13 protein-coding genes are annotated in these 13,434 nt (G+C 66.7%); 7 read left to right on the top strand and 6 right to left on the bottom strand.

What is annotated here, in order from left to right; genetic code table 11:
- Positions 1–40: 40 nt before the first annotated feature.
- Genes ACVJ6E_RS15660 through ACVJ6E_RS15650 form a run of 3 tightly spaced genes read left to right on the top strand, consistent with a single transcriptional unit; the run spans position 41 to position 3,097 of the window.
- The gene (locus tag ACVJ6E_RS15660; protein ID WP_491676503.1) at positions 41–910 is read left to right on the top strand and encodes an ABC transporter permease; all 870 of its coding nucleotides are present in this window, start codon (positions 41–43) and stop codon (positions 908–910) included.
- Entirely contained in the window at positions 907–2,085 is a 1,179-nt protein-coding gene (locus tag ACVJ6E_RS15655) for an ABC transporter permease (protein ID WP_208996790.1), read from the top strand. The genes ACVJ6E_RS15660 and ACVJ6E_RS15655 overlap by 4 nt, the downstream gene beginning before the upstream one ends.
- A gap of 34 nt (positions 2,086–2,119) precedes the next feature.
- Positions 2,120–3,097, top strand: a complete 978-nt coding sequence (locus ACVJ6E_RS15650; protein WP_120269779.1) for an ABC transporter substrate-binding protein — start codon at positions 2,120–2,122, stop codon at positions 3,095–3,097.
- A 103-nt stretch (positions 3,098–3,200) separates the two neighbouring features.
- On the opposite strand, the gene glpD is transcribed toward ACVJ6E_RS15650, so the two are convergent.
- Both glpD and ACVJ6E_RS15640 read right to left on the bottom strand, forming a co-directional pair.
- Positions 3,201–4,754, bottom strand: coding sequence for a glycerol-3-phosphate dehydrogenase (gene glpD / locus ACVJ6E_RS15645; RefSeq protein WP_120269778.1), 1,554 nt, complete (start codon positions 4,752–4,754; stop codon positions 3,201–3,203).
- Positions 4,751–5,575 (bottom strand): DeoR/GlpR family DNA-binding transcription regulator, encoded by an 825-nt coding sequence (locus ACVJ6E_RS15640; protein ID WP_120269777.1) that lies wholly within the window; start codon positions 5,573–5,575, stop codon positions 4,751–4,753. Before ACVJ6E_RS15640 ends, glpD begins: the two co-directional genes overlap by 4 nt.
- Positions 5,576–5,858: 283 nt before the next feature.
- On the opposite strand from ACVJ6E_RS15640, the gene ACVJ6E_RS15635 reads away from it, so the two are divergent.
- Entirely contained in the window at positions 5,859–6,260 is a 402-nt protein-coding gene (locus tag ACVJ6E_RS15635; protein ID WP_147421888.1) for a Rap1a/Tai family immunity protein, read from the top strand.
- A gap of 72 nt (positions 6,261–6,332) precedes the next feature.
- Here ACVJ6E_RS15635 and hemA read toward each other — a convergent pair whose 3' ends face one another.
- The gene (gene hemA / locus ACVJ6E_RS15630; RefSeq protein WP_120269775.1) at positions 6,333–7,553 is read right to left on the bottom strand and encodes a 5-aminolevulinate synthase; all 1,221 of its coding nucleotides are present in this window, start codon (positions 7,551–7,553) and stop codon (positions 6,333–6,335) included.
- A 393-nt stretch (positions 7,554–7,946) separates the two neighbouring features.
- Here hemA and trpS point away from each other — a divergent pair, with 393 nt between their 5' ends.
- Positions 7,947–9,023, top strand: coding sequence for a tryptophan--tRNA ligase (gene trpS / locus ACVJ6E_RS15625; RefSeq protein ID WP_120269774.1), 1,077 nt, complete (start codon positions 7,947–7,949; stop codon positions 9,021–9,023).
- Between the two features lie 188 nt (positions 9,024–9,211).
- Positions 9,212–9,709 carry an MmcB family DNA repair protein gene (locus tag ACVJ6E_RS15620; RefSeq protein ID WP_120269773.1) on the top strand — a complete coding sequence of 166 codons (498 nt, stop codon included), beginning with the start codon at positions 9,212–9,214 and terminating at the stop codon, positions 9,707–9,709.
- 16 nt (positions 9,710–9,725) lie between these two features.
- On the opposite strand, the gene ACVJ6E_RS15615 is transcribed toward ACVJ6E_RS15620, so the two are convergent.
- Together ACVJ6E_RS15615 and ACVJ6E_RS15610 are read right to left on the bottom strand one after the other, a co-directional pair.
- Positions 9,726–10,280, bottom strand: coding sequence for an ActR/PrrA/RegA family redox response regulator transcription factor (locus ACVJ6E_RS15615; RefSeq protein ID WP_120269772.1), 555 nt, complete (start codon positions 10,278–10,280; stop codon positions 9,726–9,728).
- 58 nt (positions 10,281–10,338) lie between these two features.
- The gene (locus ACVJ6E_RS15610) at positions 10,339–11,739 is read right to left on the bottom strand and encodes an ActS/PrrB/RegB family redox-sensitive histidine kinase (RefSeq protein WP_120269771.1); all 1,401 of its coding nucleotides are present in this window, start codon (positions 11,737–11,739) and stop codon (positions 10,339–10,341) included.
- A gap of 260 nt (positions 11,740–11,999) precedes the next feature.
- On the opposite strand from ACVJ6E_RS15610, the gene secB reads away from it, so the two are divergent.
- Entirely contained in the window at positions 12,000–12,491 is a 492-nt protein-coding gene (secB, locus tag ACVJ6E_RS15605; protein WP_120269770.1) for a protein-export chaperone SecB, read from the top strand.
- Positions 12,492–12,581: 90 nt separating this feature from the next.
- Here secB and ACVJ6E_RS15600 read toward each other — a convergent pair whose 3' ends face one another.
- Positions 12,582–13,040 carry a DUF2852 domain-containing protein gene (locus tag ACVJ6E_RS15600; protein ID WP_120269769.1) on the bottom strand — a complete coding sequence of 153 codons (459 nt, stop codon included), beginning with the start codon at positions 13,038–13,040 and terminating at the stop codon, positions 12,582–12,584.
- Positions 13,041–13,434: the final 394 nt, after the last annotated feature.

Raw genomic sequence — 13,434 nt, 5'->3', positions numbered from 1 at the left:
TTCTCTCCCGGCTTCTCCCCGCTCGGCTTTCGCCGGCCTGATGCAGGGCACGGCAGGGCCGGTGCTGGTGGTCATCGCGGCGATCATCGCCATCTGGTACCTGGCGGCGGTGCTGCTCAACACGCCGTTCCAGCGCGACACGTACAAGCGCGGCGGAGTGGAGGATGCGCCGCTGGCGCAGCTCGTCGCCGACACGCTGTCGCAGGACCGGCCCGTCCTGCCCGCCCCGCACCAGGTGGCGGTCGAGCTCTGGGACACCACGGCCAACAAAGCGGTGACTTCCAAGCGCAGCCTCGTCTATCACGGCGGCATCACCCTCTCCTCGACCCTGCTCGGCTTCGTGCTCGGCACCGCCCTCGGCATCGGCCTGGCGATCCTGGTCGTGCACAGCCGGGTTCTCGACAAGAGCCTGATGCCCTGGGTGATCTCCTCGCAGACGATCCCGATCCTTGCCATCGCGCCGATGATCATCGTGGTGCTGAACGCCATCGGCATTTCCGGCCTGCTGCCCAAGGCGATGATCTCGACCTATCTTTCCTTCTTTCCGGTGACGGTCAGCATGGTGAAGGGCCTGCGCTCGCCCGAAGCGATCCAGATGGACCTGATGAAGACCTATTCGGCCTCGTCCGCGCAGGCGCTGTGGAAGCTGCGCCTGCCCTCCGCCATGCCCTATCTCTTCGCCTCCATGAAGGTGGGCGTCGCCGCGAGCCTGGTCGGCGCCATCGTCGGCGAGCTGCCGACCGGCGCGGTCGCCGGGCTCGGCGCGCGCCTGCTGTCGGGCTCCTATTACGGGCAGACGGTGCAGATCTGGTCGGCGCTGATCGCCGCAGCCGTGCTGGCGGCGGCGCTGGTCGCGCTGATCGGCATGGCCGAGCGGCTGGTGCTGAAGCGCATGGGGATGCGGCCATGAGCGCGCCGCATCCCTCTCTCGGCCTGCAGCTGGCGGAGCGTCCCCGGCTCGGTCCGGTGAAGGCGCTGCTGTCGGCGCTGGCGCTGGTCGTCGCCGTGGTCGCGACCATGCTGCCGGTGATCACCTCCGACACGATGCAGCTGGGACTGTTCAGCCATCCGCTGCTGGCGATCTCCGCCCTGGCCGGCGTCATCGTGCTCGCGCCCTATCTGCTGCGCTTCCTGCAAGGCCCGCTGGCAACGGCGGGGCTGGTCGCCGTGTCCTATGCGATGGCCTTCGCGCTGATCGGGATCATCGGCAGGCATCCCGGGCAGGCGGCATCGGGCTTTTGGGCCTATGTCTTCGTCGCCTGGGCGCTGGCCTGGCTGTCGGTGGAGGAAATGGCGGCGCTGACCCCGCGCGGGGCCGTGTGGAAGCGGCTGCTGGCGCTCGCCATCCCGCTGACCTTCGGTGCCTGGCTGCTGATCCTGTGGCAGGTCCTGGTCGTCGGTTTCGCCGTGCCCAAGGTGCTGCTGCCGCCGCCCTCGGACATCTGGGTGCGGCTGCTGACCTCGCCGGCCGTGCTGTGGGCGGACTTCCGCCAGACCTTCCTTAAGGGCGTGCTGGTCGGCTACGCCATCGGCTGCGGCTCCGGCTTCCTCGTCGCCATCCTGGTCGACCGGGTGCCGTTCCTGCGGCGCGGGCTGCTGCCGGTGGGCAACCTGGTTTCGGCCCTGCCGATCATCGGCGTCGCGCCGATCATGGTCATGTGGTTCGGCTTCGACTGGCCGTCCAAGGCGGCGGTCGTGGTGATCATGACCTTCTTTCCGATGCTGGTGAACACGGTGACGGGCCTTGCCGCCGCCGACCGGATGCAGCTCGATCTCATGCACACTTACGCGGCAAACTACCCGCAGACGCTGCTCAAGATGCGTCTGCCGATGGCCATGCCGTTCGTTTTCAATGCCTTGAAAATCAACTCGACGCTTGCGCTCATCGGGGCCATTGTTGCCGAATTCTTCGGCACGCCGATCGTCGGCATGGGCTTCCGCATCTCCACCGAGGTGGGACGGATGAACATCGACATGGTCTGGGCCTCGATTGCCATCGCCGCACTCGCCGGGTCGCTATTCTACGGTTTGGTGACCCTCGTCGAACGGGCGGTCACATTCTGGCATCCGTCAGTCCGGGGATAACGGGCGACGGCTGCCCCACCAGAGGGAGCAGGAAATGAAGAGGACTTTGCTAGCCGCCGCCGCGCTTGCCTTCGCATTCGGTCCCGCGCAGGCAGCCGACGACATCACGCTGCAGCTCAAATGGGTCACGCAGGGCCAGTTTGCCGGCTATTACGTGGCCAAGGACAAGGGCTTTTACGAGGAAGAGGGCCTCAACGTCACGATCAAGCCGGGCGGACCGGACATCGCCCCGCCGCAGGTCATTGCCGGTGGCGGCGCGGACGTGATCATCGACTGGATGCCGGCGGCGCTTGCCAGCCGCGAACGCGGCGTGCCCCTGGTCAACATCGCCCAGCCCTTCAAGAAGTCGGGCATGATGCTGGTCTGCCTGAAGGAAACCGGCATCACCAAGCCGGAGGACTTCCGCGGCCGCACGCTCGGCGTCTGGTTCTTCGGCAACGAGTATCCGTTCCTGTCGTGGATGAGCAAGCTGGGCATTCCGACCGAGGGCGGCGCGGACGGCGTCACCGTGCTGAAGCAGGGCTTCAACGTCGATCCGCTGCTGCAGAAGCAGGCCGACTGCATCTCCACCATGACCTACAACGAATATTGGCAGGTCATCGATGCGGGCATTCCGGAGAGCGATCTCGTCATCTTCAAGTATGAGGACCAGGGCGTCGCGACGCTTGAGGACGGGCTCTACGTGATGGAGGAGAACCTCAAGGATCCGGCCTTCGTTGACAAGATGGCGCGTTTCGTCCGTGCCACGATGAAGGGCTGGGAGTATTCCCGCGACAACCCGGACGAGGCCGCGGACATCGTGCTTGAGAACGATGCCACCGGCGCACAGACCGAGAAGCACCAGAAGCGCATGGTCCGCGAGGTCAACAAGCTGACGGAAGGCTCCGACGGCCGGCTCGACATGGAAGACTACCAGCGCACGGTCAACACGCTGCTGAGCGGCGGATCCGACCCGGTGATCAGCAAGGAGCCCGCCGGCGCCACCTCCACGGCGGTGACCGACAAGCTCTGATCCGCGTTCGCGCAGGACAAGACGAAAAGACCGCCGGACGGGCCCGTCCGGCGGTCTTTTCCGTTGGATGGCATCCCGGCGTCATGGCGAGGCCGGGCATCGTTCAGGTGGTCTGATCGGCGGCACTCGTCGCGGCGGCGCGAAGGCGCTCGCTCATCCAGGCCGAAAGCGCCTCGGCCTGCTGCTCCGTGACGCGCAGGCCCAGCTTGCTGCGGCGCCACAGCACGTCATCCGCGTGCCGGGCCCATTCGTGGTCCATCAGATACGCGACTTCCCGGCCGTACAGGTCGGCGCCGAAATGCGGACCCAGATCGTCGAGGGAAGAGGCGCCGGCCAGCAGGTCGCGGGTGCGGGTGCCATAGCTGCGGGCCAGCCGGGCGACGAGCGGGCGCGGCAGGAAGGGGAACTCCCGCGCGAGCGCGGCTTCCAGATCGGCAAGGCCCGTGGTCGGGAAGTCGCCGCCGGGCAGCAACGCGCGCGCGGTCCATTCCGGCCCCTTGGCGCCGAGGGCCTTCTCGACCATCTCCAGGACGGACAGGGCAAGGCGGCGATAGGTGGTGATCTTGCCGCCGAAGATGTTGATCATCGGCGCCTGGCCGCTCGTGCCGTTGCCGTCGAGCTTCAGCACGTAGTCGCGGGTCGCTTCCTGCGCCTTGGAGGCACCGTCGTCGAACAGCGGCCGCACGCCGGAATAGGTCCACACCACGTCCTCGCGGACGATCGGCTTGCGGAAATATTCGCTCGCCGCCTGGGTCAGGTAGACGATCTCCTCCTCGCTTGCCGCCACCTTCGCCGGATCGCCGTCATAGTCGCGGTCGGTCGTGCCGATCAGGGTGAAGTCCTGCTCGTAGGGAATGGCGAAGACGATACGCCCGTCGCCGTTCTGGAAGATGTAGGCCCGGTCGTGGTCGAACAGCTTGCGCACGACGATGTGGCTGCCCTGCACCAGCCGGACATTGTGGGTGTCGTTGCGCTTCAAGGCGCCCTTCAGCACCCGGTCGACCCAGGGGCCGGCGGCATTGACCACCAGCCGGGCGGTGACGCTGCGCGTTGCCCCGCCCTCGCGCGCCTGCAGCGTGGCGCGCCAGACATCGCCCTCGCGCTCCAGGCCGACGACTTGCGTGCCGGTATTGATCTCCGCTCCCCGGTCCGCCGCATCGCGGGCGTTCAGCACGACCAGCCGGGCATCGTCCACCCAGCAGTCGGAATATTCGAAGCCGGTTGTGAACCCGTCCTTCAGCGGCTTGCCGGTCGGATCGGTCGCAAGGTTCAGCGTCCGCGTGCCCGGCAGCAGCTTGCGGCCGCCGAGATTGTCGTAGAGGAACAGGCCGAGGCGCAGCATCCAGCGCGGGCGCAGGCCCTTCTGGTGCGGCAGCACGAAGCGCAGCGGACGGATGATGTGCGGGGCGTTGGCCCACAGCAGCTCGCGCTCGCTCAAGGCCTCGCGCACCAGTCGGAACTCGTAATGCTCCAGATAGCGCAGCCCGCCATGGATCAGCTTGGTCGACCAGGACGAGGTGCCGCTGGCCAGATCGTTCATCTCGGCCAGGCAGACGGAATAGCCCCGCCCGACCGCGTCGCGGGCGATGCCGCACCCGTTGATGCCGCCGCCGACGACGAGAAGGTCGTAGTCGGCTGCCTGCGTTGCTGCACTCATTTGCCCTGGGCTCCCCGGCCGTCTTCGCGCTCCGTGTCCGGACGATCGGTGTCCCCGTCGCCGGCGATCTCGATGCGCACGCCATGCTCCCGGCAGATCTCGACCAGGGGCTCGGGAGGGGCCTTGTCTGTGACGAAGATGTCGATCTGGGAGATATGGGCGATGCGCACCGGGGCGCTGCGTTCGAATTTCATGCTGTCGGCGACGAGGATGGTCTGCCGCGCATGCGTGATGATCTCGCGGGCGACGCGCACCTCGCGGAAGTCGTAGTCGAAGATGGTTCCGTCCGGATCGATGGCCGAGGCGCCGATCAGCGCGTAATCGACCTTGAACTGGCGGATGAACTCGGCCGCCGCCTCGCCGACGATGCCGCCGTCGGAGGCGCGAACCTGGCCGCCGGCGATGATCACCTCCACGGCCGGAGCCGCGCGCAGGATGTTGGCGACATTGATGTTGTTGGTGATCGCCATGATGCCGTCGTGCTGGCGCAGGGCCCGGGCCACCTGCTCGGTGGTGGTGCCGATGTTCAGCATGATCGAGGCATTGTCGGGAATGAGGCCGGCCGCCCGCAGGCCGATGCGCCGCTTCTCGTCCGCTGCAAGCTGGCGCCTTGCGTCATAGGCATAGTTGGCGATGCCCGACGGCAGTACGGCGCCGCCATGCACCCGCTGCAGCATGCCGCGCTCGCACAGCTCGTTGAGATCCTTGCGGATGGTCTGCGGAGTGACGTCGAACTCGGTCGAAAGGCCGTCGACGTCGACTCGTCCGGCGCGCCGCGCACGGTCCAGTATCTCGGATTGACGAGGGGTCACGGGCTCCATGCCGGGCCTTTCGCTTTTTTTCGCTATCGATGCGGACGTGGCATCTTTCGGGTGCGGCATCGTCGGTCGGGGCAAGCCCTCCCGGAAACCTCCCAAGTTGTGCCCTCTGGCGACAGGAAATGGCAAGTGCATTTTCGTATTGAGGTTCATTTTCTTCGTTTGCGTGTGTCCGGCGCTTTCCGTCCGGCACATGCCGAAGGTGCTGCCGAGAGGGCCGCGACTTGTGGCAAGCCGCGACTCGTCCGATGATCGGCGCTTGCGGAAATCGATGCGGAGCACGGAAATGGCAGGAGGCGCAGGGTCGGCGCAGGTCCGGGCAGTGCTGGCAGGGCTCGCGGTGCTTGCCTCGGGGGTTGCGGCAACGCCCGTTGCGGCTGACGGCTGGCAGAGCGCGGAACAGATCGCCGCGATCTGCAAGGCGGAGCCCGAGGCCAACCCGGTTGCGGTTACCTTCTGCCTCGGCTATCTGCAGGGCACGCTGGATGCCTTCCTGCTGGGGCGGGCCAACTGCGTGCCGCCGGGGATCGATGCCAACGGCCTGAGGCGCATTCTCGTCGAGCATGTCGACCGCCACCCGGACCGGCTGTCCCTCAGCGGTCCGCTGCTGGTCTACGATGCTTTCGCCGAGGCGTGGCCGACCTGTGCCCACATGCCTCGCCAGTCCGCCCGCAGCTCCGAAAACTGACACGCGAAACGAAAAACGCGCCGGCGAGGCCGGCGCGTTCGGTAGCTCGTGAAAAGGCGTGGTGCTGTCGGCTCATGCAACGGCCCGGGCGAGCGCGCACTGCGACCACAGCGACTCGATCGAGCGCACCAGATGATCGATGTCGCCGTCGCTATGCAGCGGCGAGGGGGTGATGCGCAGCCGCTCCAGCCCCTTGGGCACCGTCGGGTAGTTGATCGGCTGGATGTAGATCCCGTAGCTGTCGAGCAGGATGTCCGAGATCATCTTGCACTTGACCGGATCCTTCACCATCACCGGGACGATGTGGCTGGGATTGTCGATATGCGGAATGCCGGCTGCATCGAGCTTGCGCCGTAGCGTCGCCACCCGGTTGCGGTGACGCGCGCGCAGCGCTTCGCCGTCGGCCGACTTCAGATACTGGATCGAGGCGCGGGCGCCGGCGGCCAGGGCCGGCGGCAGGGCGGTGGTGAAGATGAAGCCCGAGGCGAAGGAACGCACGAAGTCGCACAGCGCCTCGGAAGCGGCGATGTAGCCGCCCATGACGCCGAACGCCTTGCCGAGCGTGCCCTCGATCACCGTGAGGCGGTCCATCAGGCCCTCGCGCTCGGCAACGCCGCCGCCGCGCGGACCGTAAAGGCCGACCGCATGCACTTCGTCGAGATAGGTCATCGCGCCGTACTTGTCGGCAACGTCGCAAATTTCCTTGATCGGCGCGATGTCGCCATCCATCGAGTAGACGGACTCGAAGGCGACGAGCTTCGGCCGGCCCGGTTCGATCTCGGCGAGCTGACGCTCCAGATCGGCAACGTCATTGTGCTTCCAGATGCGCTTTTCGGCGCGCGAGTAGCGAATGCCCTCGATCATCGAAGCATGGTTCAGCGCGTCCGACAGCACCACGCAGCCCGGAAGGTGCGCGGCGAGCGTGCCGAGCGCGGCCCAGTTGGACACGTAGCCGGAGGTGAACAGAAGGGCCGACTCCTTGCCGTGCAGGTCGGCCAGCTCGCGCTCCAGCAGCACATGATAATGGCTGGTGCCGGAAATGTTGCGGGTGCCGCCTGCGCCGGCGCCGCAGCGCTTAATCGCCTCATGCATCGCATCGGTAACGACCGGCTGAAGACCCATCCCGAGATAGTCGTTCGAGCACCACACGGAGACTTCATGAGAGCCGTCCTGCGTATGGCGCGTTGCCCGGGGGAAGCTGCCTATCTGACGCTCGAGATCCGCGAAAACCCGGTACCGGCCTTCTTTGTGCAGTCCTTCGATCTTGTGTCGAAAGAAGCTTTCGTAATCCATTCCGGCCTCCGGACCTCTTGCGGGGGTTCTGACGGCAACTATGCGTCGATTCATACGAGGTTTCAAATACTCGCAAATTAGTGTCGTTCCAACCTATAACCGATGGGCGCGGCTGCGTGAATTGGGAATATGCCGAATGGTCGTTTCGACGCAGGCACCGCCCTTTGCCCTAGCGCTTCCGCCGCTTTTCGGGCGGCCCGCCGCAAGCCTTGCCGTCTCCTTCCGCGTTGCGCGCCTGCAAGGGCTGCCGGCGAAAACACCTCCGCCCCCGCTCTGCCGCCCCTTGTCGCTTGCACCGGGCTGCCGCCTTCGCCATAACCCGCGAGACGCGCGGCATGTGCTGCGCGCCCGCATCCCGCGATCAACCCGAGGTCCAAACTGGGGGACAGTCATTTGAACGAGTTTCAGCCGCGCGTTTTCTCCGGCGTCCAGCCTACCGGCAATCTGCATCTTGGCAACTATCTTGGCGCGATTGCGCGCTTCGTGCCGCTGCAGGACGAGATGCCGGCGATCTATTGCGTCGTCGACCTGCATGCGATCACCGTCAAGCACGATCCCGCGCTCCTCGCCGGGACCACGCGCGAGGTGACCGCCGCCTATCTTGCCGCAGGCATCGATCCGAAGAAGGCGATCATCTTCAACCAGAGCCAGGTCCGCGAGCATGCGGAGCTTGCCTGGATCTTCAACTGCATCGCCCGCATCGGTTGGCTGAGCCGCATGACCCAGTTCAAGGAGAAGGCGGGCAAGAACCGGGAGAATGCCTCGGTCGGCCTGTTCGCCTATCCGACGCTGATGGCGGCCGACATCCTGGCCTATCGCGCGACGCATGTGCCGGTGGGCGATGATCAGAAGCAGCATCTGGAGCTGACCCGCGACATCGCGCAGAAGTTCAACAACGACTTCGCCGACCAGATCAAGGAGCTGGGCCTGGGTGTTCCCAACCCGACGCCGAGCCCGGAACTGCCGGACGAGCTGTTCTTCCCGCTGACCGAGCCGATGATCGCCGGGCCCGCGACCCGCATCATGAGCCTGCGCGACGGCACCAAGAAGATGTCGAAGTCGGATCCGTCCGACCTGTCGCGGATCAACCTGCGCGACTCGGCCGACGAGATCGCCAAGAAGATCCGCAAGGCCAAGACCGATCCGGAGCCGCTTCCCAGCGAAATGGACGGCCTTGCCGAGCGTCCCGAGGCGGCCAACCTCGTCGGCATCTATGCCGCGCTGTCGGGCAAGTCCAAGGACGCCGTGCTTTCGGAGTTCGCCGGCCAGCCCTTCTCGGTCTTCAAGCCGGCGCTTGCCGATCTTGCGGTCGACAAGCTGGCGCCGATGACCGGCGAGATGAATCGCCTGCTCAACGATCCCGGCCATATCGACGCGGTGCTGCGCGAGGGTGCCGGCCGCGCTTCGGAGATCGCCGGCCCGGTGCTGCGCGATGCCCGTCGCATCATGGGCTTCCTGGAAGGCCGCTGAGCCGGCATCGCCGGCAGCTTTTCCTGCAAGAGCGTTTCGGGGCCGCGGACAGTGTTCGCGGCCCTTTTTCGTTGTCGGTGGCCGTTACCGAGGGCTCGCGGCGCCCTCGCGCGTGCAACGGGCTTGTCTTTCCGGTGCACACGGGGCTAGTGTTCGGGTCGAACAAAAGAGGAACGGGACTTGGGCGAATGAGCGGGCAACGCATCCAGCTCGACCAGCCGCTGGTCGACGGCCGGCAATCGGAGACGGCCTTGCGGGTCTGGCGCGGGGCGGCGCGCCTCTTGCGGCAGCTGCGCTTTGCCTGCGTCGGCGAGCTGACGCTGGCGTCGGGGCGGCGCGCGGACATCGCCGCGGTCGGGCCCAAGGGCGAGATCTGGATCGTCGAGGTAAAGTCGTCGCTGGCGGACCTGCGCGCCGACAGCAAGTGGCCGGACTACCGCCTGCATTGCGACCGGCTGTTCTTCGCCACCCATGCCGACGTGCCGGCGGAGGTCTTTCCGCCGGATGCCGGGCTCATTCTCTCCGACGGCTTCGGCGCAGAGATCCTGCGCCAGGCACCCGAACACCGCCTGCCGGCCGCGACCCGCAAGGCGGTGCTCCTGAGATTCGCGCAGTCCGCCGCCCTGCGGCTTCATGATCTGCACGACCCCGATGCGCGGGCGGCGACCGGCTACGGCGTGCTGTAAGGGGCCGCAGCCCGGGTCAGCGCGGCGCGCGCTTGGCGAGGATCCGCTGCAGGGTGCGGCGATGCATGTTGAGCCGCCGGGCCGTCTCCGACACGTTGCGGTCGCACAGCTCGTAGACCCGCTGGATATGCTCCCAGCGCACCCGGTCGGCCGACATCGGGTTTTCGGGCGGCGGCGCCTTTTCCTCGCCCTCCGACAGCAGGGCGGCGAGCACGTCGTCGGCATCCGCCGGCTTTGCCAGGTAGTCGACGGCGCCCAGCTTCACGGCCGTGACGGCGGTGGCGATGTTGCCGTAGCCGGTCAGGATCACCACCCGGGCATCCGGCTTGCGGGCGCGGATCGCCTCGACCACGTCGAGGCCGCTGCCATCCTCCAGCCGCATGTCGACGACAGCATAGTCCGGCGCATCGGCCTGTATCGCCTCCAGCGCCTCGCGCACGCTGTCCGCGGTCACGGTGGTGAAGCCACGCTTCTCCATCGCCCGCGCCAGGCGCTGCTGGAACGGGCGATCATCGTCGACGATAAGCAGGTTGCCCTCCACGACGCTGTCCGTTCCTGACTCTTCACTCATCGCACCGTCCCGTTTGTTCTGCCGCCGTGCATTCCGCCGCCGGATCTCTTTAGACCTTTTATAAGTACGTTTCCGCTCCGGGCAAATCGAGGGGCGGTGTCGGTGCTGCGTCATTTCCGCTCGCGCCCTCATGCCACGGAGACCGGCCGTCGCGCGGCCAGGCGATGCGCACGACGGCGCCGCGCTCCGGCGGCGGGCGGTTGCGCAGGCGAAGGTCGGCGCCCGTGCGCTCCAGCAGCGTCTTGGCGATGAAGAAGCCGAGGCCGAGACCGCCGCCGGTCTGGCCCTGCCCCGGCCGGCCGTCCCGGGCCCCGCGCGCGGTGACATAGGGCTCGCCGAGCCTTGCCATCACGTCCGGCGGAAACCCTTGGCCGTCGTCGGAGATTTCCAGAAGCACCTGCGTCCCTGTCCAGCGGGCGGAGACGGTCACCGTGTTGTCGGCAAAGTCGACGGCGTTCTCCAGCAGATTGCCGAGCCCGTAATACATGGCCGGATTGCGCCGGGCCATCGGCTCCTCGCCCTCGCCCTGGATGTCGATCCGGATGCGGGCGCCATAGGCGCGCGCCGGCTCCACCACCTGGTCGATCATGTGCGACAGCTTCTCGCCGCGGAAATGCGCGTCCCGGTCGTCGGGCAGCGAGGAGAGTTTGGACAGGATCTCGCGGCAGCGCTCTGCCTGCGACAGGATCAGCGTGAGCTCCTCCTTCACCGCCTCGGTGGAGGGCGGGGTCTTCTCGTCGGCAAGGTCCCGCACCAGCTCCTTGGCCGACAGATAAACGGTGGCCAGCGGCGTGCCGAGCTCGTGCGCAGCGGCCGCGGCCAGTCCGTCGAGCGCATGCAGGTGCTGTTCGCGCGCCAGCACCAGCTCGCTCGCGGTCAGCGCATCGGAGAGCTGGCGCGCCTCCTCGGCGACGCGAAACGCATAGACGCTCATGAAGGCCAGCGAGCAGACCAGCGCGATCCACAGGCCGACCGCATAGACCTGCGGCAGGCGGAAGGTCTGGCCCTCCGGCCAGGGCAGCGGCAGGTGAAAGACGGCGATCAGCGTTGCGATCACCGTGGCAAGCAGGCCGAGATAGATCGTGTTGCGCGCCGAAAGGCCGGCGGCAGAGACCATTACCGGTGCAAGCAGAAGGAAGACGAAGGGATTGCCGAGGCCGCCCGTCAGATAGAGAAGACCGCCGAGCTGTGCCAGATCATAGGCCAGCTGCAGCGCGGCATAGCGCTCCGACAGGCGCTGCGACTGGGGCGAGCGCACCTTCAGGAAGATATTGAGCCAGGCAGAGGCGGCGACCAGCGCCGCGCAATAGGAGAGCGGAAGCGGGTAGGCGAGATAGAAGTGCACGACCACCAGCGCGGCGGTCTGGCCGGCGATCGCCAGCCAGCGCAGGCGCACCAGGGTGTCGAGCTTCAGCCGCCGGTGCGGGGAGCCCAGTTCGGGTCTGTCGGTATCGTCCATCGTGTCCTGCCGGCCTGCCTGAGGGGTTTGCGCCTGTTGTGGCGCGCGCACCCTGCGGCGTCAAATCCGGCGGGGATGGCCTTTGCCGGGGGCCGCGCACTGGCGGCGGGAGATGCCCCAGCGGCCAATCAGCCCTTGGCAGGGCGGTCTTGCCATGCTAGCCGATGCTGCGAGTTTGAGCGCGCAAGCCTGCGTGTCCGCAAGCGGAACGGGGATTGCGCGCCGGAATCTGGATGTCATCGAGACAGGATAGCTGACGCATGAGCGACACGAACGACGCGGCCGCGGGCCAGGGCAACGAGGCCGGCGGTGTGCCGGGCATGAGCATTCTCGCCCAGTACATCAAGGATCTCTCCTTCGAGAACCCGAACGCGCCGGGATCGTTGCAGCCGCAGGAGCAGCCCAAGCTCGACATCAACGTCAATGTCGGCGCCCAGCCGATGGGCGAGAACCAGTTCGAGGTGGTGCTGACGCTGACCGCCAGCGCCAAGACCTCGGCGATGACCGTCTTCGCCATCGAGCTGGTCTATGGCGGCCTGTTCCGCATCGTCGGCGTGCCGCAGGAGCACCTGCACCCGTTCGTGCTGATCGAGTGTCCGCGCATGCTCTTCCCCTTCGCCCGCAACATTCTGGCCGAGGCCTCGCGCAATGGCGGCTTCCCGCCCCTGATGCTCGACCCGATCGATTTCGCGGCGCTCTACCGCCAGAATGCCGCGCAGGCCCAGGCGGGCGGCGAGCAGAAGCCGAACTGATCGACCTGCCAGCCCTGCTGCAGGATGCGAAAAAGCCGCGGACGATGTCCGCGGCTTTTTTCGTTCTTGGCGTTCGGCAGGATGCTGGCGTTACGCCTGCGGTGCCTGCGCCGGACCGCGGCCGCGATCGGCCATGAAGCGGTCGAACTCTTCCTGGTCGCGTGCCCGGCGCAGCTCCTGCAGGAACGCGTCGAACTCCGCCCGCATCTCGTCGATGCGCGCACGCTCTTCCTCGAGCCGCTTCAGCTCGCGGGCCCGATAGTCGTCGAAAGCGGCGTTTCCGGTCGGGCGGACGTCGGAAAAGCCCCGGCTCGAAGACAGGCCCTGGCCGAAGGGGCTGGCATTCCACTGCTCGCGCGCATCGCGTGCGAGGCTCGGAAGGCGGTCGCCCCACAGGATATAGGCCAGCATCGCGAGGCCGAGCGGCCAGAAGACGATGAAGCCGAGCACCATCAGGGCGATCGTTGCCGGCGACCAGCCGGGACGGATGGCCGGACGGCACGAAGCCCCTGCGGGGCCGCTTGCATGAGTGGCGGTTCCGTAGCTCATCTACACTCCTCTCGTGTTCGAGAACGATTTTGATGTGGGAACGCCCTGCCCCGTATTCAAGGAAATCCGGCCTGGGCGCGGTGCCCGTCAGGCATATCCGTCAGCGCCCGGATTGCCCATGTGTCTCCATGAGAGGGAAAACGACGGGAGAGAGGGCGGGAGCATATCGGAAGGGGGGCCGGACCGACGAGGATGGCCCGGGTCTGCGACGCTGGGATGACGGGCAGGGGCGAGAATCCTTGTATTGGAGGGTCTGGAGGCGGCTGGACGCCGTGGGAGAGACGGTTCCTCTCTCTTGCGTTGTTTGCCTGTGCATATTGTTATAGTATTGATTTAGTTTGGTTTTTTGTGTTTGTCGGGTTGGTTTTCCCCAGTTGGTTGGTTTGGTTTTGGT

The sequence above is a fragment of the Stappia sp. G46H5W genome (assembly GCF_058448995.1).
This window is presented reverse-complemented; position numbering and strand designations above follow the sequence as displayed.